19 protein-coding genes are annotated in these 19,354 nt (G+C 72.5%); 10 read left to right on the top strand and 9 right to left on the bottom strand.

The window, feature by feature from the left end; genetic code table 11:
- Together IEZ12_RS23125 and IEZ12_RS23130 are read right to left on the bottom strand one after the other, a co-directional pair.
- A complete protein-coding gene (locus tag IEZ12_RS23125) occupies positions 1-1,740 on the bottom strand; it encodes a tetratricopeptide repeat protein (RefSeq protein ID WP_189274252.1) in 1,740 nt (579 codons plus the stop codon).
- A 172-nt stretch (positions 1,741-1,912) separates the two neighbouring features.
- Positions 1,913-2,362 carry an SPW repeat protein gene (locus IEZ12_RS23130; RefSeq protein ID WP_189274254.1) on the bottom strand — a complete coding sequence of 150 codons (450 nt, stop codon included), beginning with the start codon at positions 2,360-2,362 and terminating at the stop codon, positions 1,913-1,915.
- Positions 2,363-2,544: 182 nt separating this feature from the next.
- Here IEZ12_RS23130 and IEZ12_RS23135 point away from each other — a divergent pair, with 182 nt between their 5' ends.
- From IEZ12_RS23135 to IEZ12_RS23170, 8 genes are all read left to right on the top strand, one after another.
- Positions 2,545-3,861, top strand: coding sequence for a phosphoribosyltransferase family protein (locus tag IEZ12_RS23135; protein WP_189274256.1), 1,317 nt, complete (start codon positions 2,545-2,547; stop codon positions 3,859-3,861).
- Positions 3,862-3,994: 133 nt separating this feature from the next.
- Entirely contained in the window at positions 3,995-5,206 is a 1,212-nt protein-coding gene (gene hppD, locus IEZ12_RS23140) for a 4-hydroxyphenylpyruvate dioxygenase (RefSeq protein ID WP_189274258.1), read from the top strand.
- A 40-nt stretch (positions 5,207-5,246) separates the two neighbouring features.
- Positions 5,247-6,434 (top strand): homogentisate 1,2-dioxygenase, encoded by a 1,188-nt coding sequence (locus IEZ12_RS23145; protein ID WP_043911007.1) that lies wholly within the window; start codon positions 5,247-5,249, stop codon positions 6,432-6,434.
- Positions 6,413-7,222: a hypothetical protein gene (locus tag IEZ12_RS23150; protein ID WP_229847838.1), complete on the top strand. Its 810-nt coding sequence runs from the start codon at positions 6,413-6,415 to the stop codon at positions 7,220-7,222. The genes IEZ12_RS23145 and IEZ12_RS23150 overlap by 22 nt, the downstream gene beginning before the upstream one ends.
- Positions 7,219-8,436, top strand: coding sequence for a fumarylacetoacetase (gene fahA, locus IEZ12_RS23155; RefSeq protein ID WP_189274260.1), 1,218 nt, complete (start codon positions 7,219-7,221; stop codon positions 8,434-8,436). The genes IEZ12_RS23150 and fahA overlap by 4 nt, the downstream gene beginning before the upstream one ends.
- Positions 8,437-8,613: 177 nt before the next feature.
- Positions 8,614-8,796 (top strand): hypothetical protein, encoded by a 183-nt coding sequence (locus IEZ12_RS23160; protein WP_152644992.1) that lies wholly within the window; start codon positions 8,614-8,616, stop codon positions 8,794-8,796.
- 89 nt (positions 8,797-8,885) lie between these two features.
- Positions 8,886-9,920: an enoyl-CoA hydratase/isomerase family protein gene (locus tag IEZ12_RS23165; RefSeq protein ID WP_189274262.1), complete on the top strand. Its 1,035-nt coding sequence runs from the start codon at positions 8,886-8,888 to the stop codon at positions 9,918-9,920.
- 95 nt (positions 9,921-10,015) lie between these two features.
- Positions 10,016-10,792 (top strand): enoyl-CoA hydratase, encoded by a 777-nt coding sequence (locus IEZ12_RS23170; protein ID WP_043911004.1) that lies wholly within the window; start codon positions 10,016-10,018, stop codon positions 10,790-10,792.
- Between the two features lie 170 nt (positions 10,793-10,962).
- Here IEZ12_RS23170 and IEZ12_RS23175 read toward each other — a convergent pair whose 3' ends face one another.
- The 5 genes from IEZ12_RS23175 to IEZ12_RS23195 form a co-directional block, all read right to left on the bottom strand.
- Complete coding sequence (locus tag IEZ12_RS23175; protein ID WP_189274264.1) at positions 10,963-11,799, bottom strand: CHAP domain-containing protein; 837 nt, start codon at positions 11,797-11,799, stop codon at positions 10,963-10,965.
- Positions 11,800-11,880: 81 nt separating this feature from the next.
- Positions 11,881-12,756, bottom strand: coding sequence for a peptidoglycan-binding domain-containing protein (locus IEZ12_RS23180; protein ID WP_229847840.1), 876 nt, complete (start codon positions 12,754-12,756; stop codon positions 11,881-11,883).
- 192 nt (positions 12,757-12,948) lie between these two features.
- Positions 12,949-13,410, bottom strand: coding sequence for a chromo domain-containing protein (locus IEZ12_RS23185; RefSeq protein WP_189274266.1), 462 nt, complete (start codon positions 13,408-13,410; stop codon positions 12,949-12,951).
- A 285-nt stretch (positions 13,411-13,695) separates the two neighbouring features.
- Positions 13,696-13,965 (bottom strand): hypothetical protein, encoded by a 270-nt coding sequence (locus tag IEZ12_RS23190; protein ID WP_189274268.1) that lies wholly within the window; start codon positions 13,963-13,965, stop codon positions 13,696-13,698.
- 9 nt (positions 13,966-13,974) lie between these two features.
- Positions 13,975-14,148, bottom strand: a complete 174-nt coding sequence (locus IEZ12_RS23195; RefSeq protein WP_189274270.1) for a hypothetical protein — start codon at positions 14,146-14,148, stop codon at positions 13,975-13,977.
- A 71-nt stretch (positions 14,149-14,219) separates the two neighbouring features.
- Here IEZ12_RS23195 and IEZ12_RS23200 point away from each other — a divergent pair, with 71 nt between their 5' ends.
- The gene (locus IEZ12_RS23200) at positions 14,220-15,374 is read left to right on the top strand and encodes a helix-turn-helix domain-containing protein (RefSeq protein WP_229847842.1); all 1,155 of its coding nucleotides are present in this window, start codon (positions 14,220-14,222) and stop codon (positions 15,372-15,374) included.
- A gap of 171 nt (positions 15,375-15,545) precedes the next feature.
- Here the strand turns inward: IEZ12_RS23200 and IEZ12_RS23205 are convergent, their stop codons facing one another.
- Together IEZ12_RS23205 and IEZ12_RS23210 are read right to left on the bottom strand one after the other, a co-directional pair.
- Positions 15,546-16,568 carry a VanZ family protein gene (locus IEZ12_RS23205; protein WP_189274272.1) on the bottom strand — a complete coding sequence of 341 codons (1,023 nt, stop codon included), beginning with the start codon at positions 16,566-16,568 and terminating at the stop codon, positions 15,546-15,548.
- Between the two features lie 48 nt (positions 16,569-16,616).
- Positions 16,617-18,497, bottom strand: a complete 1,881-nt coding sequence (locus IEZ12_RS23210) for an NAD-binding protein (RefSeq protein WP_189274274.1) — start codon at positions 18,495-18,497, stop codon at positions 16,617-16,619.
- A gap of 167 nt (positions 18,498-18,664) precedes the next feature.
- Here IEZ12_RS23210 and IEZ12_RS23215 point away from each other — a divergent pair, with 167 nt between their 5' ends.
- Complete coding sequence (locus IEZ12_RS23215) at positions 18,665-19,264, top strand: HdeD family acid-resistance protein (RefSeq protein WP_100587773.1); 600 nt, start codon at positions 18,665-18,667, stop codon at positions 19,262-19,264.
- Positions 19,265-19,354: the final 90 nt, after the last annotated feature.

The following is a 19,354-nucleotide window of genomic DNA, read 5'->3' on the forward strand; positions in this document are numbered from 1 at the left end:
TCAGCGCCGCAGCCCGGCCTCCGCGGCGGCCGCGACGTCGGCCGTCGCCGGGTCGCCGTGGCGGCGCAGGTACCAGGCCAACCAGTGCAGGGAGTCGGCGAGTTGGGCGCGTTGGTGGCCCCGGGGCAGGTGGCTCAGCTTGACCGCTTCGCGGATCAGGGGTGCGACGGGCTCGGTGTTGCGCAGCCGGGCCTCGCGGAGGGCGAGGTTGGTGAGCGCGTGCACCAGGCCGGTCAGGTGCTCGGGGCCGGCGAAGGGCAGCGAGCGGTAGCGGGCGACGGAGCGGCGGGAGGCGTCCCGGGCCGCGCGGTGCCGCCTGCGGTCCGCGTACCGGATGCTCAAGTTGTTGAGCATCCGGGCGAGTTCGCGGTTCTCGCGCTCCCCGCCGGTCCGGTCCGCGACCGGTTCCTGGAGCTGCACCGCCTCCCGGGTGGCGGCCAGCGCCGCCCGGTGGCGGCCGAGCGCGGCGAGCCTGCTCCCGAGCGTGTCGAGGCTCTCGGCGAGCAGCGGCGCCACCGGCGCGCCGCGCTCGGCGAGTTCGGCCCGGTGCAGCCGGACGGACTCCTCCAGGACGCCGATCGCCTCCGCCGGGCGGCCGTCCTGGCCGAGCGCCAGGCCGAGGTCGTGCAGGACGGCGGCCAGCGTCGGCCGCGTCCGGGCGTCGGCGGCCGGCAGCTGCCGGGCGAGCGCCAGCGCCTGCCGGAATGCCGTCACCGCGCCCGCCGGGTCGCCGTGCTCCGCCCGGGCGTGCCCGTGCCGGGCCAACTCGGCGATTCTCAGCGGCTTTTCGCGTGCGGCGTCGGGCGCTGCCCGGTGCTGCTGCTCCTGGGCCGCTCCGGGTTGCGGCACGTCCGACCCGCCGTGCGCTGCTCCGGGTTGCGACCGGTCCGACCCGTCGCGCGCCTCCCGTCGCGGTCGTCCGTCGGGGCCGATGCGGTAGCCCCGGGCGCGCAGGGCGGCGTCCAGGTGGGCGATCAGTTCGGGGGTCTGTCGGGCGGCCTGGCGGCGGGTGTCGGCGAGTTCCGCCAGGATCCGGTCCTGTTCGTGGTGGCGGCCGGTGTGCTCCAGTTCCTCGACCAGGCTGAGCAGCGCCGCCCAGTACGCGACCCGGTCGGGGCCGCGTCCGCCGCCCGCTGCCCGGTATCCCGCGACGGCCTCGTGGGCGACGTCCACGGCTTCCCGGTGGCGGCCGGCCTCGCCGAGGGCGATGCCCAGGTCGGCGAGGGCGGAGGCGAGTTCGAGGTCCCGCTCCGGGCCGGGGTGGCGGGCGGCGAGCCGGCGGCGCAGCGCGACGGCCTCGCGGGCGACCTCGACGGCCTCGGTGCGGGCGCCGGTCCCGGCCAGCTGGTTGGCCAGGTTCTCCAGTGCGGCGGCCGTCGGCGGCCCGAACGTCCGGAGGTCGTCGTCGGCCAACTCGCGGTAGTGGACGAGTGCTTCGCGGGCGGGGGGCAGGGCGCGGGCGCGTTCGCCGCGGTGGCCGAGGGTCAGTGACTGCCGGTACAGCGCGGCGGCCAGCGCGGGCAGGTACTCCGGGCGGTCGCGCACCAACTGCCGTGCGGCGGACACGCATTCGGCCAGTGCGGCGTCCAGTTCGGCGGCCCGTGCCGGGTCGCCGAGCAGCGGGGCGCACCACCGGTGCAGCGCCTCCACCAGGGCGGGCAGCGCCGCGTCCCCGTCCCGCCGGACCTGGTGCCGGGCCGTCTCGACGGCCGCCCGCAGCCGCTGTTCCCGTTCGGTCATCCGGTCCTCCCCCGTGGCTCCACAGCGTGGCTGCCCGCCCGGCGCCCGCGCCATGCCACCCTGCCCCGGGCTGTGACCGTTCCCCTACTCGCCGTTCACTTTCCGTCCACTGCGCCGGACACGGGTCCGCCCCGGCGGTCGGGCCGGGGCGGACGGGGAGGTCGCGCGACGATCAGTGGCGTCGTCGCGCCGCGCCGGAGGCTCCGGCGAACACCATGCCGACCGCGGCCAGCGCCAGCAGCGTCATGACGCCGCCGGTGATCGCGTTGGTCAGGATGGTCCGACGGATGTGCGCTCCGCCGTTGACGGCCCAGGGCGCGATGATCGTCCACACGCCGATGGCCGCGCAGGCCCAGGCGCGTGCGTGCGTGCGGCCCCATGCCGGGCCGTAGCCCGCCATCAGGACGGTGTAGGCGATACCGAGCACCAGGTTGCTGATGGCCAGGCCTGTGAAGCCGCTGAAGCCGACCACCCACGGCGAGATGGCGAGGAACAGGCCGGCGCAGATCGCCAGCGCTTCCGTCCCCTGCCCTGCGGTCGTGGATGTCGCCCGTTCGGCGTGTTCACGCATCTCCAGGATGTCCGGGTGATGCTCCATGCCCGACGGCAGCTGGGTAGACACCTGGATCACCTCCTCGTTGTCAGGCCAATGCGAAACCACTTGGTCGCTACCCGGTCTGCGATGAAACTAACGCTATCCGCCGGTTAATCCTTATTTTTTACTTATCACCCGATTTGCGGTACTTCTGCCCGCCTCTCCACCGCCTCCGGGCGCGCGTACGGTGGAGAACGGAGAGGTTCCCCATGTACTTCACCGACCGGACCGAAGCGGGCCGCGCACTCGCCGCCGCGCTGACCGACACCCCCGCGCTGGGCGCCGACCCGCGGGGCCCCGTCGTGGTGGCGCTGCCGCGGGGCGGCGTGCCGGTGGCGGTTGAGGTGGCGGCGGCCCTGGGGGCGCCGCTGGACGTGTGCGTGATCCGCAAGGTCGGCACCCCGGGGCAGTCCGAGCTGGCGATGGGCGCGGTCGGCGAGGACGGCGCCCGGGTGGTGAACCAGACGGTGGTGGACGCGGCGGGCGTCACGCCCGAGGAGTTCGCGGCGGTGGAGGCCCGGGAGCGGGCGGAGCTGGCCCGCCGGGCGGCCGCGTACCGGGAGGGCCGGCCGCCGGTGCCGCTCACCGGGCGCACCGTGCTGGTGGTGGACGACGGGGTGGCGACGGGTTCGACGGCGCTGGCGGCCTGCCGGCTGGTGCGGGCCCGCGGCGCGTCCCGGGTGGTGCTGGCGGTGCCGGTCGCCCCGCACGACTGGACGTCCCGACTGTCCGGCGCGGCGGACGCGTTCGTCGCGGTGCACACCCCGTCCCGGTTCATGGCCGTCGGCGAGTTCTACCGGGACTTCCGGCAGGTCGAGGACGGCGAGGTGCTGGCCGCGCTGGCGCGGGCGGGCCGGCCGCGGCACCCGGAGGTGGACACCCACGAGCTGGCCTTCCCGACCGGCCCGGCCGCCATCGCGGTGCCCGAACACGCCGTCGGCGTCGTGCTGTTCGCGCACGGCAGCGGCTCCGGCCGGGACAGCCCGCGCAACCTGCGGGTCGCCGAGCGGCTGCACCGGGAGGGCCTGGCCACCGTGCTGTTCGACCTGCTGACGCCGCACGAGGCCGAGGACCGCTGGAAGGTGTTCGACCCGGGCCTGCTGGGCGGCCGGCTCGCCGAGGCGACCCGCACCGTGCGCCACCACCCGCCGCTGACGGGCCTGCCGTTCGGCTACTTCGGGGCCAGCACCGGCGCGGCCGCAGCGCTGTGGGCGGCCGCCGAACCGGACACCGCGCCGGGCGCGATCGTCTCCCGGGGCGGCCGCCCGGACCTGGCGCAGGCCCGGCTGCCGCTGGTGACCTCCCCGACGCTGCTGATCGTGGGCGGCGCGGACGACGAGGTGGTGGAGTTGAACCGGCAGGCCCGCTCCGAGCTGCGCTGCGAGAGCGCCCTGCAGATCGTCCCCGGTGCGGGCCACCTGTTCGAGGAGCCGGGGGCGCTGGAGACGGTCGCCGACCTGGCCGCGCAGTGGTTCGCCGGGCACCTCGCGGTGCGCCGACCCGGCGACGATCGGGCGGGTCGTTGAGCAATCCGCCCAGTCGGACCTGCCCCGAGCTGCTCACCTTGTACACATTGAGCAGCCGGAATCGGACCTGTTGCCCACCTCACCGAGCAGGAGGAAGCTCCTCGCAACCGACTCGACGTGGAGGAATGCACCGATGACCGCCGACGCCGCTGTTGAACTGACGCCCGAGGAGCTGCAGGCCGGACTGACGGCCGAGCAGCTGCGCACTCTGGTGGGCCTGGTCGAGTACGACGCCTCGACCGACCCGTTCCCGGTGACCGCTCAGGACGCCGTCGTCTTCGTGGTCGGCAACGCGACCCAGACGGCGCAGTTCTACCAGGCCGTGTTCGGCATGGAGCTGGTCGCCTACTCCGGTCCGGAGACCGGCCGCCGCGACCGCAAGGCCTTCGTGCTGCGCTCCGGTTCCTGCCGCTTCGTGATCAAGGGCGGTGTGCTGCCGGACAGCCCGCTGCTGGACCACCACCGCCGCCACGGCGACGGCGTCGTCGACCTGGCGATGGAGGTCCCGGACGTGGACAAGTGCATCGAGCACGCCCGCGCCCAGGGCGCCGTGATCCTGGAGGAGCCGAACGACGTCTCCGACGAGCACGGCACCGTCCGCCGCGCCGCGATCGCCGCGTACGGCGAGACCCGGCACACCCTGATCGACCGCTCCCGCTACACCGGCCCGTACCTGCCGGGCTACATCGCCAAGGATTCCACGGTGGTCCGCCCCGAGGGCGCGCCGAAGCGGCTGTTCCAGGCGCTGGACCACGCGGTGGGCAACGTCGAGCTCGGCAAGATGGACGAGTGGGTGTCGTTCTACAACCGGGTGATGGGCTTCGTGAACATGGCGGAGTTCGTCGGCGACGACATCGCCACCGACTACTCGGCGCTGATGTCGAAGGTGGTCGCCAGCGGCAACCACCGGGTGAAGTTCCCGCTGAACGAGCCCGCCATCGCCAAGAAGAAGTCGCAGATCGACGAGTACCTGGAGTTCTACACCGGCCCGGGCTGCCAGCACATGGCGCTGGCCACCAACGACATCCTCACCACCGTCGACGTGCTGCGTTCGCGCGGCGTCGAGTTCCTGAACACCCCGGACTCGTACTACGACGACCCGGAGCTGCGCGAGCGGATCGGCAAGGTGCGCGTCCCGATCGAGGAGCTGAAGTCGCGCGGCATCCTGGTGGACCGCGACGAGGACGGCTACCTGCTGCAGATCTTCACCAAGCCGATCGGCGACCGGCCGACCGTGTTCTACGAGTTCATCGAGCGGCATGGTTCGCTGGGCTTCGGCAAGGGCAACTTCAAGGCGCTCTTCGAGGCGATCGAGCGCGAGCAGGACCGGCGCGGCAACCTCTGACGGGCGGCAGGAACCAGGGCGACGAGGGAGAAGCGGGACGATGGCGTACTACCGGCAGCTGGGCTCGGTGCCGCCCAAGCGGCACACCCAGCACCGCACCCCCGAGGGGGGCCTCTACTACGAGGAGTTGATGGGCGAGGAGGGGTTCTTCTCGGACTCCTCGCTGCTGTACCACCGGCACATCCCGTCGGCGGTGACGGCCGCCTCGGTGTGGGAGCTGCCGGACCAGTCCACCACCGCCAACCTCCCGCTGCTCCCCCGTCACCTGAAGCTGCACGAGCTGTTCCCCGGCCAGGAGTGGAAGTCGGCGGACGTCGTCGGCGGCCGCCGGCTGGTGCTCGGCAACGCGGACGTGCGGATCTCCTACGTCGCGGCCGGCGCGCCCAGCGAGCTGTACCGCAACGGGCTGGGCGACGAGTGCGTGTACGTGGAGTCGGGCGCCGCCGTGCTGGAGACGGTCTTCGGCTCCCTGACGGTCGGCCGGGGCGACTACGTGATCATCCCCCGAGCCACCACGCACCGCTGGGTGCCGACCGGCGACGAGCCGCTGCGCGCCTACTGCATCGAGGCGAACAGCCACATCACCCCGGCCCGCCGCTACCTCTCCAAGTACGGGCAGCTGCTGGAGCACGCCCCGTACTGCGAGCGCGACCTGCGCGGCCCCGAGGGCCCGCTGCTGGTCGAGGGCGGCGAGGTGGACGTGCTGGTCAAGCACCGCGGCCCGGGCGGCGTGGTCGGCACCCGCTACACCGTGCCGAACCACCCGTTCGACGTGGTGGGCTGGGACGGCTGCCTGTACCCGTACGCCTTCAACATCGCGGACTTCGAACCGATCACCGGCCGGGTGCACCAGCCGCCGCCGGCCCACCAGGTGTTCGAGGGCAACAACTTCGTGATCTGCAACTTCGTGCCGCGCAAGGTGGACTACCACCCGCTGTCGATCCCCGTCCCGTACTACCACGCGAACGTGGACAGCGACGAGGTGATGTTCTACTGCGGCGGCAACTACGAGGCCCGCAAGGGCTCCGGCATCGGACAGGGGTCGATCTCGCTGCACCCCGGCGGCCACACCCACGGCCCGCAGCCGGGCGCGTACGAGCGCTCGATCGGCGTGGAGTTCTTCGACGAGCTGGCGGTCATGGTGGACACCTTCCGCCCGCTGGAGCTCGGCGAGGCCGCCACCGCCAGCGAGGACCCGAACTACGCATGGACCTGGGCGAAGCGATGAACGTACCCGAGCTGTACCGGGGGCTGTTCGACGACGCGGCGGTCTTCCCGCCCGGCGACCTGCCGCTGGCCGAGGCCGTCCCCGCGCACCTGGCGCACCGCGCCGCACCGTACGCGGCGGCGGTCGGCCCGCTGCTCGCGCCGGTCGACAAGCTGGCCGAACTCTCTCTGCTGGCACCGGAGTTCCCGATCGTGGTGACGGTGCCGACCGGCCGGCTGGCGGACGCCCTGAAGGCTGCGGCCAGGCTGCCGCTGGCGGGCGTCGAGTACGTGGCCGGCGAGGACGTCCGGGCGGCGGTGGCGGAGCTGGACGCGCTGCTGCCGGACGGCGTCGACGCGGCCGTCGAGGTGCCCCGCGCGGCCTCGCCGGACGCCCTCGACGCCCTGGCCGGCACCCGCTACCGCGCCAAGTACCGCACCGGCGGCCTGAGTTTCGCGGCGTTCCCGAGCGTCGCCGAGCTCGCCGGGTTCCAGGTGGCCTGCGCCGAGCGCGAGCTGCCGTACAAGTGCACGGCGGGCCTGCACAACGCCGTCCGGCACACCGACCTGGGCACCGGCTACGAGCACCACGGCTTCCTCAACGTGCTGCTGGCCGCCGGCAGTTCGGACCGGGAGCAGGCCACCGAGCTGCTCGCCGAACGCGACGGGGCCCGGCTGGCGACGGCCGTGCAGTCGCTGACGGAACACCAGATCGCGCGGATCCGTTCCGCGTTCACCGCCTTCGGCACCTGTAGCATCGCCGAGCCGTTGGAAGACCTCGCCCGACTCGGCCTCCTGGAGAACTCGTGACCGCCACCACCTGGCTCGATCTGCCCGCGGACTCGCCGTTCGGCGTGCACAACCTCCCCTACGGCGTGTTCACCGCCGCCGACCGGCCCGGCCGGCGACGGATCGGCGTCCGGATCGGCGACCGGGTGCTGGACGCCGGCGCGGCCGCCCGGGCGGTCGGCAGCCCGTCCGAGCTGCTCGACGCCGAGACGCTCAACCCGCTGATGGCGGCGGGCCGTTCGACCTGGCGCGAGGTGCGCGCGGCGCTCACCGAGTGGCTCACCGACGCCGCCCACCGCCCGGCCGTCGAGCCCTGCCTGCTGGACCTGGCGGACGTCTCACTGCACCTGCCGTTCGAGGTCGCCGACTACGTCGACTTCTACGCCTCCGAGCACCACGCCACCAACCTGGGCAAGATCCTCCGCCCCGGCCAGGAGCCGCTCACCCCCAACTGGAAGCACCTGCCGATCGGCTACCACGGCCGCTCCGGCACGATCGTGATCTCCGGCACCCCGGTGACCCGCCCGCACGGCCAGCGCAAGGCCCCCGCGGACCCGGCGCCGACGTTCGGGCCGAGCCGCCGCCTCGACATCGAGGCCGAGGTGGCGTTCGTGGTCGGCACGCCCAGCACCATGGGCACGCCGGTGGCACTCGCCGACTTCGCCGAGCACGTCTTCGGCGTCTGCCTGCTCAACGACTGGTCGGCGCGCGACATCCAGGGCTGGGAGTACGTGCCGCTCGGCCCGTTCCTCGGCAAGTCCTTCGCCACCTCCCTCTCCCCCTGGGTGGTGCCGCTGGAGGCCCTCCAGCACGCCCGGATCGCCCCGCCGACCCGCGACGTGGAGCCGCTGCCGTACCTGGACGACCGGGACGCCGAGCCCTGGGGCCTGGACCTGGCGATCGAGATCGCGCTCAACGGCCGCACCGTCTCCCGCCCGCCGTTCGCCACCATGTACTGGACCGCCGCCCAGCAGCTGGCCCACCTCACCGCGAACGGCGCCAGTCTGCGCACCGGCGACCTGTACGCCTCCGGCACGGTCTCCGGCCCCGAGCCGGACACCCGCGGTGCGCTCATCGAACTGACCTGGAACGGCGAGCACCCGCTGAAGTTCCCCGACGGCACCGAGCGCGCCTTCCTGGAGGACGGCGACGAGGTGTCCATCAGCGCCACCGCCCCCGGCCCGGGGGGGCTGCGGGTCGGCTTCGGCGAGGTCACCGGGCAGATCGTCGGCTGATCTGTCCCTCCGTGGGCTGCGGGTGCGTCAATGACGCGCCTGCAGCTCGCCGCTGTTCGGGTGAGATTGCGGGACGCCGAACCCGTCCGCCGCTAGAAGTTGACGCGACATCACGCGGCCCGACTCCCGAGCCGGCCGCGACCGTTCGCGGACGACTCGCTGCCGGAGGACCCGATGATGAAGCTGCGCACCCTGGTCTGCGGAGCCGCGCTCGCAGCCGCCAACCTGCTGATGCCCGCCGCCCCGCAGGCCCAGGCGTTCCCGTCCGCCCCGCACCCCGTGAAGCTCTGCGGCTTCGCCTCGCAGCCGGTCGCGCCCACCGGGCCGGTGCTGCTCACCACCCCGCTGCACCCCTGCTGACCCTGCCGCCCCCGGCCGCCTCACCGGCCCGGTACCGTGCACGGGAAGATCGTCGTACTTTCCGGACGGGAGCGGAGACAGTCATGGTGATGGACACCCCGCAGGACGTGCTGATCGACCGGGTCGGCCGCACCGGCCGGATCACCCTCAACCGCCCACGCGCCCTCAACTCCCTGACCCACGGCATGCTGGAGACCGTCCGCACCGCCCTGGACGCCTGGGCCTCGGACGACCGGATCTCCGCCGTCCTGCTCACCGGCGCGGGCGAGCGCGGACTGTGCGCCGGGGCCGACATCCGCGCCATCCACGACGACGCCAAGCTCGGCGGCGCCGGCGGCCGGGCGTTCTTCCGCGTCGAGTACCCCCTCAACGAGCTGATCTCCCGCTACCCCAAGCCGTACCTCGCGCTGATGGACGGCATCACCATGGGCGGCGGCGTCGGCCTCTCCGCGCACGCCGCGACCCGGATCGTCACCGAACGCTCCACCGTCGCCATGCCCGAGACCCGGATCGGCCTGGTCCCCGACGTCGGCGGCAGCCGCCTGCTCGCCCTCGCCCCCGGCGAGCTCGGCACCCACCTCGCCCTCACCGCCGCCACCATGACCGCCGGCGACGCCCTGCACTGCGGCTTCGCCGACCACTTCGTCCCGTCGGCCGCGCTGCCCGCGCTGCTCGACTCGGACGACCCGGTCGCCGCTCTCGCCCCGCTCACCGAGACCGCCCCCGCCTCCGAACTCGCCAAGCACAGCGAGTGGATCGACCACTGCTACGCCGCCGACAGCGTCGAGGAGATCCTGGAGCGCCTCCGGGCCACCGGCCTGCCCGAGGCCAAGGAAGCCGTCGAGCAGCTCCTCGGCAAGTCCCCCACCATGCTCAAGGTCACCCTGGCCGCGCTGCGCCGGGCCCGCACGCTGCCCTCGCTGGCCGCCACCCTGGAACAGGAGTACCGGATCTCCTGCGCCGCCCTCGCCCACCACGACCTGGTCGAAGGCATCCGCGCCCAGGTCGTCGACAAGGACCGCGACCCGCACTGGAGCCCCGCGTCGCTTTCCGAGGTCACCGCCGCTGACGTCGCACGTTTCTTCACCCTCCCCGAAGGCGGCGACCTGCGACTGCCGAGGTGACCATCGTCTCGCCTGTCGAGACTGGCATCCGGGGCGGCGTTCCGAGATCGTATCCACCGTCAGTGTTCCGCTCAGCGTGGAGAGGATTTGCGGCGATGACCGAGTACGAGACGATCCTGGTGGACCGCAAGGGCCGGGTCGGCATCATCACCCTCAACCGCCCCAAGGCGCTCAACGCGCTCAACAACCAGTTGATGACCGAGGTCGTCGCGGCCGCCAAGGCCTTCGACCGCGACCCGGAGATCGGCTCCCTCGTGATCACCGGCTCCGAGAAGGCCTTCGCCGCGGGCGCCGACATCAAGGAGATGCAGGACAACCGCTTCCCCGACGTCTACCTCGACGACTGGCTCGGCCCCTGGGACGAGCTCGGCCGCCTCCGCAAGCCCGTCGTCGCCGCCGTCGCTGGCTACGCCCTCGGCGGCGGCTGCGAGCTGGCCATGCTCTGCGACATCCTGATCGCCGCCGACACCGCGAAGTTCGGCCAGCCCGAGATCAAGCTCGGCGTCATCCCCGGCATCGGCGGCTCCCAGCGCCTCACCCGCGCCGTCGGCAAGGCCAAGGCCATGGACCTCTGCCTCACCGGCCGCATGATGGACGCCGAGGAAGCCGAGCGCGCCGGCCTGGTCTCCCGCATCGTCCCCGCCGACCAGCTCCTCCCCGAGGCCCTCGCCGTCGCCGAGACCGTCGCCGCCATGTCCCTCCCTGCCGCCGTCATGATGAAGGAATCCGTCAACCGCGCCTTCGAAACCACCCTCGCCGAGGGCGTCCGCTTCGAACGCCGCCTCTTCCACGCCGCCTTCGCCACCGCCGACCAGAAGGAAGGCATGTCCGCCTTCGCCGAGAAGCGCCCGGCCTCCTTCACCAACAAGTAGCCGCAGCGCCGGCACGTCGAAGCCCCGCCGGGCGGAGGCGACTTCGAGGAGTCACCTGCCCGACGGGGCTTCGCTGCGCACCGCTCCGGCTCCGGCGGACCTGTCAGACCGCCGTGCCCCATACGCTCACAGGATCACCTCGGGGGTAGCGGTGTCCTGCCGGGGGCCGCTCAGAAGTGGATCATCCACTGGAAGGCGTTGTCCGCGCTGCTCACGTGCATGCCGCTGCGGGTGCCGTAGGCGAGCTTGTTGTTCCAGTTGTACTCCTCCACGTCGAAGGAGCCGTCGGAGTAGACCGCGTTGACGTAGGCGACGTGGCCGTAGATGACGCCGTCGCTCGCCCGGTGGACGTCGTTGACGGCGATGGCGCCGACGGACGGGGTGGTGTTGACGGTGATGCCGAGGCGGCGGGCCGCGTCGTCCCACTGCGCCGCGTTGCCCCAGGTGGTGCCGCCGTAGGAGTTGCTGAAGTTCGGAACACCGAGACGGCTGGCGACGCGGTAGGCCGCGAAGGCGGTGCAGTTGTTGGCGGCGAAGCCGCGGGTCCCGCCGTCGAAGTCGTTGGTGGCGTTCTCGTTGCTGCCGCTGCCGCCGCCGCCGAGGAACTGGTGCGAGGCGTTGTTGTTCTTCAGCGTGGAGTTGAGGTTGCCCTTGGCGCCGGGGGCGAAGTCCTGGTAGGAGCCCGCGTAGCCGCTGTTGAAGTAGACGCGGACGGTCTGGCCGGAGCGGTTCCACACCGACGCGGCGTTGTTCTTGATGCAGACACCCTGGCCGTTGCCCGCGCTCTTGAAGTCGTAGCAGGACGGCTGGGTGTCGCCGTAGTTGCTGAGGGAGCCGGTGAAGTCGGAGATCGAGCCCGCGTTGTCGCTGTTGTAGTAGTAGCAGAACTCCCCGGAGTCGCAGGATCCGTCGCGGGACGCGGCGAAGGCGGGGGTGGCCCCGATCAGGGGAACGGCCAGGGCCAGCGTGGTGCCGGCGACGGTCAGGATGTTGCGTATCTTCTTCACTGCTGACTCTTCTCGTGGTGTGTCGTCGAACGCTGCGTGGTCGACCGGTGCGTGGTCGTGCTCGGGTGGAGCCGCGCGCGGTCAGTGGGTGCGCTGGTACTGCTCCCAGGTCTGGATGGTGATCCGCTGGCCGTCGTCGGGGCCGTGGTTGGCCAGACCGTTGAAGCCGAGGTAGTAGTCACCGACCTGGTTCTGGGCCTGGGTGGCCAGGTCGGTGTCGTTGATCGCCACGGCGTGGATGTGCCACGGCCAGTTGCCCTGGGTGGGGTTGCGGACCCAGGCGGCGAACCCGACCTGACGCAGCACCAGGGCCACGTTGTTGCGGGTGGCGCTGGTCATGCCGTCCACGTTGATGTCCACGACGCCGCCGCCGTCGTGGGTGCCCGCGGAGGTCGGGTCGCCACCCGGGTTGTACGAGCCCTGGTCCAGGGTCAGGTGGAAGCCCAGGAGGCGCTCGGCCTCGGTGAGCATGTTCTGGGTGCGGGTGTTGACGGTGTATCCGTCGCGCTGGAGCTTCGCGCCGGGACCGATCTGGTGGGTCAGGGTGTACCGGCCCTGCCCGAGCGAGGTGAGCGAGGTGGCGCCGGGCAGCCCGTTGGCGTCCAGGCCGCTGAAGCCGAGGGAGCGCTGGTAGGCGGCGTAGGCGCTGGTGGTGCTGGTGCCGAAGTACCCGTCCACCCACTGGGCGGCGAGGAAGCCGCGGGCCTGCAGGGCCTGCTCGACGGCCAGGACCGAGTCGTGGGCGCCGGGGGTCTGCGTGCTGTCGGCGCGGCGGGGGTCGATCTGGGCGGCCAGCACGGTGGCTTCCATGTCCACCACGGGCAGCACGGTGGCGGCGCTCTGCGGCGGCGAGGTGGTGGCGTGGGCCGGTGCGGCGCTCAGCACCAGGCCGCTCAGGACGGCGACGGCCGCGAGCAGCCGGGTGGCGGTGTTCCGGGTCTTGGTGACGGTTGCCATGCGGTGGTTCCTTCTTGTTCGGTGGAGGATCGGCCCCTGTCCCGCCCGGTGCCGGCACCGGGCGGGACAGGGGTCCGACGGCCCGCGGCGCACCGCTGCCCGATCGACCCGGCCGGCGTCGGAGAATGCGCCGGCGGTCGTCGACAGCCGCCCCGGGCCCGGTGTTGCAGGGCTCGCCGGTGGGCGGAGCGGTCAGCAGCGGACGTCGGTCTTGGCGACGACGTCGTAGCGCGTGTCGGGGAAGGGGCCGTAGCCGTTCCAGCCCATGGCCTGGGTGCACTCGGACAGGGTGTCGGCGCCGGAGGACCAGATCTCCACCATGTTGCTGTCGCACTGGACGTCGCGGACGGTCGTGCCGGTGAGGATGGTCGTGCACGCGTTCCAGCTGCTGTGGGTGTCGCGGTAGCCCTGCCACACGTACAGGTAGGAGTAGTTCTTCCCGCAGCCCTTGTACTGCTTGACGGACGCCATGGTCTGCCCGCCGACGTTGAGGTAGGCGGTGGTGCCGATCTGGGTGACGCTGGAGCAGCTGGCCGCGAGGGAGGCGCTGATGGTCTCGGGGACAGCGGTGGTGGCGTTGGCGACGCCGGGCACAGCCGCGAACATCGGCACGGCGAGGGCCGTGGCGGCAGCGATCTTGGTGAGCATGCGCATGGTGAGCAATGTCCTTTCGGAAAAGGGGGGTTGGGAGGAGATGTCCGCCGACCGCGCCCAGGGACTCCAGGGCGCGCGAACACCGGCGGACGGGTCGGGGAACCCCGTGACGACCGCCGCACCGGCCGTCGGGGCTGTCGCTCTCGGGCGCGTTGCTTCCCGAGCGGACGTCAGGTGCCCTGGCGCTCCGCGGAGTTCGGTCGGAGGCGGGCAGTCGGTGGTCGATCTCCGGGCGCGGCCGCACGCGGGCGGCCGGCCGGGCCCCGGGCCCGGCTCGCGGAGGTGTCAGGTGAGGGAGAGGCGCCAGCCGCGCAGGGCCGGCACTTGCTGCAGGGCGCGTTCGCAGACGCTGCGCAGGTTCGCGGCCGCCGCATCCGGAGTATCCGCGATGATCGCGGCGGCGATGCGGCACCGGTCGAGGTCGACGCGGGTGCGGATGTGTTCCACGCGGTCCGCGCGTCGGCAGTGGAGCCAGATCAGATCGGTGACCGCCCCAGCGGCCAGCCTCGGTGGCACCGGGTCAGAACAGGTGAGAGTCACCGCGACCAGGTGCACGGGGTCCAGTCAGCTCTGCGCGGGCGGCGCGGCAGGAGCGATGTCCCAGTCGAAGCCCGTGCTGGCGGCGGTGCGTTGGCCCCCCGAGCGGTCGGCGGAGGCCCCGGCCACTGCGCCGGAACCCAGGCCGACGGTGAATGCGAAGACCAGGCCGGTGCAAACGATCCGTATAGAGCGGGCCACGACTGTTCCCTCCTGTTTCGTAACCATGCTGCGCGCGTGAGCGGTTCGCGGAACTCGTCCCGGTCAATGCGGTGCTTTCCGCGCCGTTGAGGAAGATCTTGCCTTCCGGGGCAACGCGATGTCACGACTTCAGAGGTGGCACCAAGTCACTCGGCAACTACGTGCCAGATCATTTCGTCTGCGGAAAGCATTGCATCGCCGACCGCAGCGAAGCGATGATGATGATCATCGACCCGGGGGAGGGCCGCGTGTTACAAGCACTCGGATTGAACGCACTGACAGAGACCGTCTACAGGACCCTGCTGGCCGAGCCGGACAGAGGGGTCGAACAGATCGCCGCCAAACTGCACCTGTCGGAAGCGGAGGTACGGGAAGCACTCGACGAACTGCTGGAACTGACGCTGCTGCGCCCCGCGAGCGACTCCCGCACCCTGCGGGCCGTCAGCCCGGAAGTCGGACTGATCAGACTGCTCGCCCACAACCAGAACCAACTGCTCCACCGCCAGCAGCAATTGGAGACCGCCCGGACCGCGATCGCGGCCCTCTCCGCCGAGTACACCGACCGGCGGCTCGACGACGAGATGGTCGTGCGGCTGGACTCCCTCGAAGCCGTCCGCGACCGCCTGGAGGAACTCGCGGCGACCGCGGCCGAGGAGTGCCTGTCGCTGATGCGCGGAGGCGCCGTCCGCCCCGACTCCATCCAGGCCGGCAAGCACCCCAACCAGGTGGCGCTGGAGCGCGGAGTGGCCATCCGCAGCATCTTCCAGGAGAGCTTCCGCAACGACCCCGACACCCTGCGCTATGCCCGCTGGTTGGCCGATCTGGGCGGCTCGACCCGGACCGTGCCCATACTCCCGATGCGGCTGGTGATCGTCGACCGCAGCATCGCACTGATCCCGAGCGACCCCAGCGACGGCCGCCGCGGCGCACTGGAGCTGCACGGCGCCGCCCTCGTCCAGCCGTTGTGCGCACTGTTCGAGGAACTGTGGCGCAATGGCGCCGACTTCGGTCAGCAGCCCGCACCCCGCGACGACCAGGACCTCACCGGGTCCGAGCGCGCCCTGCTGCAACTGCTGGGCCAGGGGCACACCGACGAGTCCGCCGGCCGGAAGCTGGGCCTGTCCTTACGGACGGTGCGTCGAATGATGAAAGACCTGATGAATCGCCTGGGCGCCGAAAGCCGCTTCCAGGCCGGGGCCCAAGCCGTCCGGAAGGATTGGCTGTGAACCCGGGAAGCCGTCCGCAATCCGCCGGCGGAATATAGATTTTCGCGGTTCGGGAACGGAGCGGACCGGTCCGACTTCGACCGCGCCTTCCTTATTGGGCGAATTGTGATCCGTTCCGCGAAAGCGGTATCCGAAGGCCGCGGTTCCGGCATGGGGTGAGCGGCGCGGGGATCAGTCCTGCTGGAACTCGACCACCCGGTTGGTGCGGTCGACGTCCACGTGGACCGGGCCCCCGGGTGCGGGGTAGGTGAAGCGTCGCCGGCCGCCCACGCCGCCGTGCGGGTCGAACTTCGGTTCGCCGGGGGCGACGCGGCCGGCGGCCCACTGGGCGAGGAAGCGGTCGGCGGCCTCGCGGGCCTGCTGGTCGGTGGCGGGGCCGCTCTCCGTCTCGGCGGGGAGGAAGCCGCCGTCGACCGCGCGCAGCAGGCCGGACGGCCAGTCGAGGACGAAGCCCTGGCGTTCGAGGGTGACGACCAGTCGGTTCATCCCGGGGCCGAGCAGTTCGTGCTGCACAGCGACCACCCTCGCCCCGGGGCCGAACAGCAACTCGGCGTCACGGTAGGCGAGTTCGCGTTGCGGTCCGGTGGCCCCGAACATGCCGGTGGCGACGGTCGGCTCCAGCACCATGAACTGCAGGGTCAGCACCGGCGCTCCGAGGGCGACGGCCATCGCGGAGCCGAACGCCAACTCCCGCCCGCCGAGCCGCATCCGCCGCCGCTGGACGAGCCGCACCGCGCAGCCGAGCACGACTCCCGCCAGCCCGCCGAGCGCGTTCGCGGCGAGGTCGCCGCCGTCGCAGGCCCGGCCGAGGAACGGCAGCAGGCCCTGGACGGTCTCGGTGACGCCGGTCAGGGCCAGGACGCCGACGGCGACCACCGCGGGGCGGCCGAAGGCGAGGACGGCGAGCAGCCCGATGGGGGCGTACATCAGCAGGTTCAGCCGGCCCAGTTCCCCGTTCAGGGTGAAGCCGAGGGCGGCGCCCCAGGCGCAGGACGAGTCCTGGGTGCCGCCGAGGCCGGTGGGGTACAGGGTGGCGGTCAACTCGCCGGCCAGGGCGACGGCGAGCAGCGCGATGGACCATCGCGGCAGGCCGCGCCGCGCGGCGAGCGCCCAGGCCCAGGCGCCGAGCGGCAGGGCCAGGACCAGGAAGGCCGGGATCAGGCCTGCGTTGCCGTTCAGGATCGCGCTGATCATCGACGCCTCGTCAGTTTCCTTCGCATCGCCCAGGGTTGGGGTCGCCGTTCACTGGATGATACGAGCCAGTCCGGCCCGGGTGGCGGCAACCACGATGTGGTCGCCGGGGACGAGGCGGCGGGAGCGGTCGGCGAAGTTCCACTGGTAGGCGTCGGCGCGGCGGTGCAGGCGGACGGCGACGACGCGGACGCCGCCGGAGGCCTCCAGGTCGCCGGTGTTCCGGCCCTCCAGGACGGAGCCCTCCTCGACGGTGAGTTCGGCGACCAGCAGGACGTGGCGGAACACCGAGAGGGTGCCGAGGACTTCCCGGCCCATCAGGGCGGCGGCGAAGGCGGGGGCGGCCAGGTAGGAGACCGAGCGGGAGGCGACGTTGCCGAGGGTGGCGTACACGTGGTGGGCGAAGTCGTCGTCGAACAGGCGGACCACGATGCGGACTTCGGGGCGGACGGCGCGGGCTTCGAGGGCGGCTTCCAGGTTGGCGGCGTCGTCGGAGGTGACGGCGGCGACGGCGCGGGCGTGCTTGACCCGGGCCTGCTTGAGCTGGGCCTCCAGGGGGCCTTCGCCGATCAGGACGGGGATGCCGAGGGCGCGGGCGGCGGCGATGCCGCGGGCGTTCGGGTCGCGTTCCAGGCAGACCACGGGCAGGCCGGTGCCGTGGACCAGGGTGGCGACCCGGGTGCCGACGTTGCCCAGGCCGACCACGATGACGTGGTCGCGGGTGCGCGAGCCGGGCGGGCGGGGCAGGCCGCGGCGGCCGCTGGCGAGGGCCTCGACCGCGATGGCGGTGACCAGTGGCACGAAGGTGATGCCGCAGAACGTGATCAGCACCTGGGCGGCCCGGGCCCACGGGTCGCCGAGCGCCTGGTCGGTGGGCAGGTCGGGCTGGGCGGCGCCGGCCGCGTCCAGCAGGGTGGAGTAGAGCGTCCAGCCGAGGCCGGGCGGGTGCTGGGTGCGGTAGTAGAGCACGGCGGCGCCGACCACGATCGCGGCGAACGCGGTGATCAGGATGACCCGCAGCCGGGTGTTGGTGAAGTACTTGAGGCTGTCCAGCAGCCACCACTTGACTCTCTTGCCGAGCGGCTGCTGGAGGGCCGGTTCGGCGTCGAGGGGCTGCAGGGCGGCCAGGCCGCCGGGTTCGCGGGCGGGGGCCACATCGGGGCGGCCGAGTTCGATCGGGCCCTCGCCGCTGCCGAAGCGTTCGGCGATCCGGATGAAGTCGGCGGCCCGGCCGCCGGTGTCGGGCAGCAGGCGCAGCTGGGACAGGTCCTGCGGGTCGATCCGGTCGGCGACCAGGCACAGCTGGTTGCTGTGGATGTCCTCGTCGTAGGCGACGTACAGGTGGCGTCCGCCGACCTCGACGGAGTGCGGGCGGCCGAGGGCGCCGTTGGCGAAGGCGGGCGCGGCGGTCGCGGAGGCGGACAGCGCCGCGCAGTTGGGGAGCAGCTTCTCCAGGTGCTCGCCGAGCCGCTGGTTGAAGATCCGCAGCACGATCCGCACCCCGTGGTTGCGGTTCTCGGCGGCCAGCGCGGCGTGGATGTTCTCCTGGTCGGTGCCGTCCATCAGCGCGATGCCGCGGGCCCGGTCGACGCCGGCCGCGTCGAGCGCCTCGCCGGTCAGCGTGGAGTACTCCAGCACGGCCGCGACACCGGGCAACTGTGCGATGGCGGGCCCGTGTTCGCGCGAGCGGTCGGGCACCACGGCGACCACCGGCACCTCGTACTGCTCGGTGAGTTCGAGGACCAGCCGGTGCGCGAGCGAGTTGCCGCCGCAGACGATGTAGTGGCCCTCGATCGACCCCGCCCCGCCGCTGCTCGACCCGGCTCCGCCGCTGTCCGCCCCGGCCCCGCTGCTGCCCGGCCCGGCCCCACTGGTGCGCGTGTCCCCCGCGTCGGCGGCGTCCTGTGGGCTCCCCCGCCCCTGATCCGTCATAGCGTCAGATGGTAGACGCCCCGTCAGGACCCCAGGGTGAACAGACGGTATCGGATCCGCGCGCGGGGGGTTGCCCCGTTCGGCGGATTCCGCCGCGCCCGGGGGTGGGGCGGGAGTCGAGGGTGGTGGGTGAAATCCGTGTTCCGCAGCAGCACCTCGGAGGAGCCATGGCAGACCCTTATCGGACCGACGACCGCCCCGGGACGGTCGGACCGTTCCAGCAACTGGCGCGGATGGCCTGGCAGGCGGTGCTGACGGGGGGTCTGATCTCGCTGGCGCTGGGCATCGTGATCCTGGTCTGGCCGAAGCAGACGCTGTGGGTGGTCGGGGTGCTGTTCGGCGTGTACCTGGTGGTGATCGGCATCGTGCAGCTGGTCGCCGCGTTCGGCACGCACGTCTCGACGGCGCTGCGGGTGCTGGCGTTCGTCAGCGGCGCGATCTGCGTGCTGCTGGGGTTGCTGTGCTTCCGCTCGGCCGCCCAGTCGATCCTGCTGCTGGCGCTGTGGATCGGCATCGGGTGGCTGTTCCGCGGCATCACCCACCTCGCCGCGGTGGCCTCCGACCCGCTGATGCCGGCCCGCGGCTGGCAGGGCTTCATCGGCACGCTGTACCTGCTGGCGGGCATCCTGCTGATGGTCTTCCCCGCCCACTCGATCACCGCGCTGGCGATCCTGGCGGCCGTCTCGCTGCTGGTGCTCGGCCTGACCGAGATCGTCGCGGCCCTGCAGATCCGGCGCGGCGCGAAGCTGTACCCGCGCGAGCTCTGACACCCCGCGGGGCCCGCCCGGAGACGCTCCGGGCGGGCCCGCTGTCGGCTACCGGCTACCGGCTACCGGCTACCGGCTACCGGCTACCGG

It is taken from the genome of Kitasatospora griseola (assembly GCF_014648555.1).
Lineage (GTDB): Bacteria > Actinomycetota > Actinomycetes > Streptomycetales > Streptomycetaceae > Kitasatospora > Kitasatospora griseola.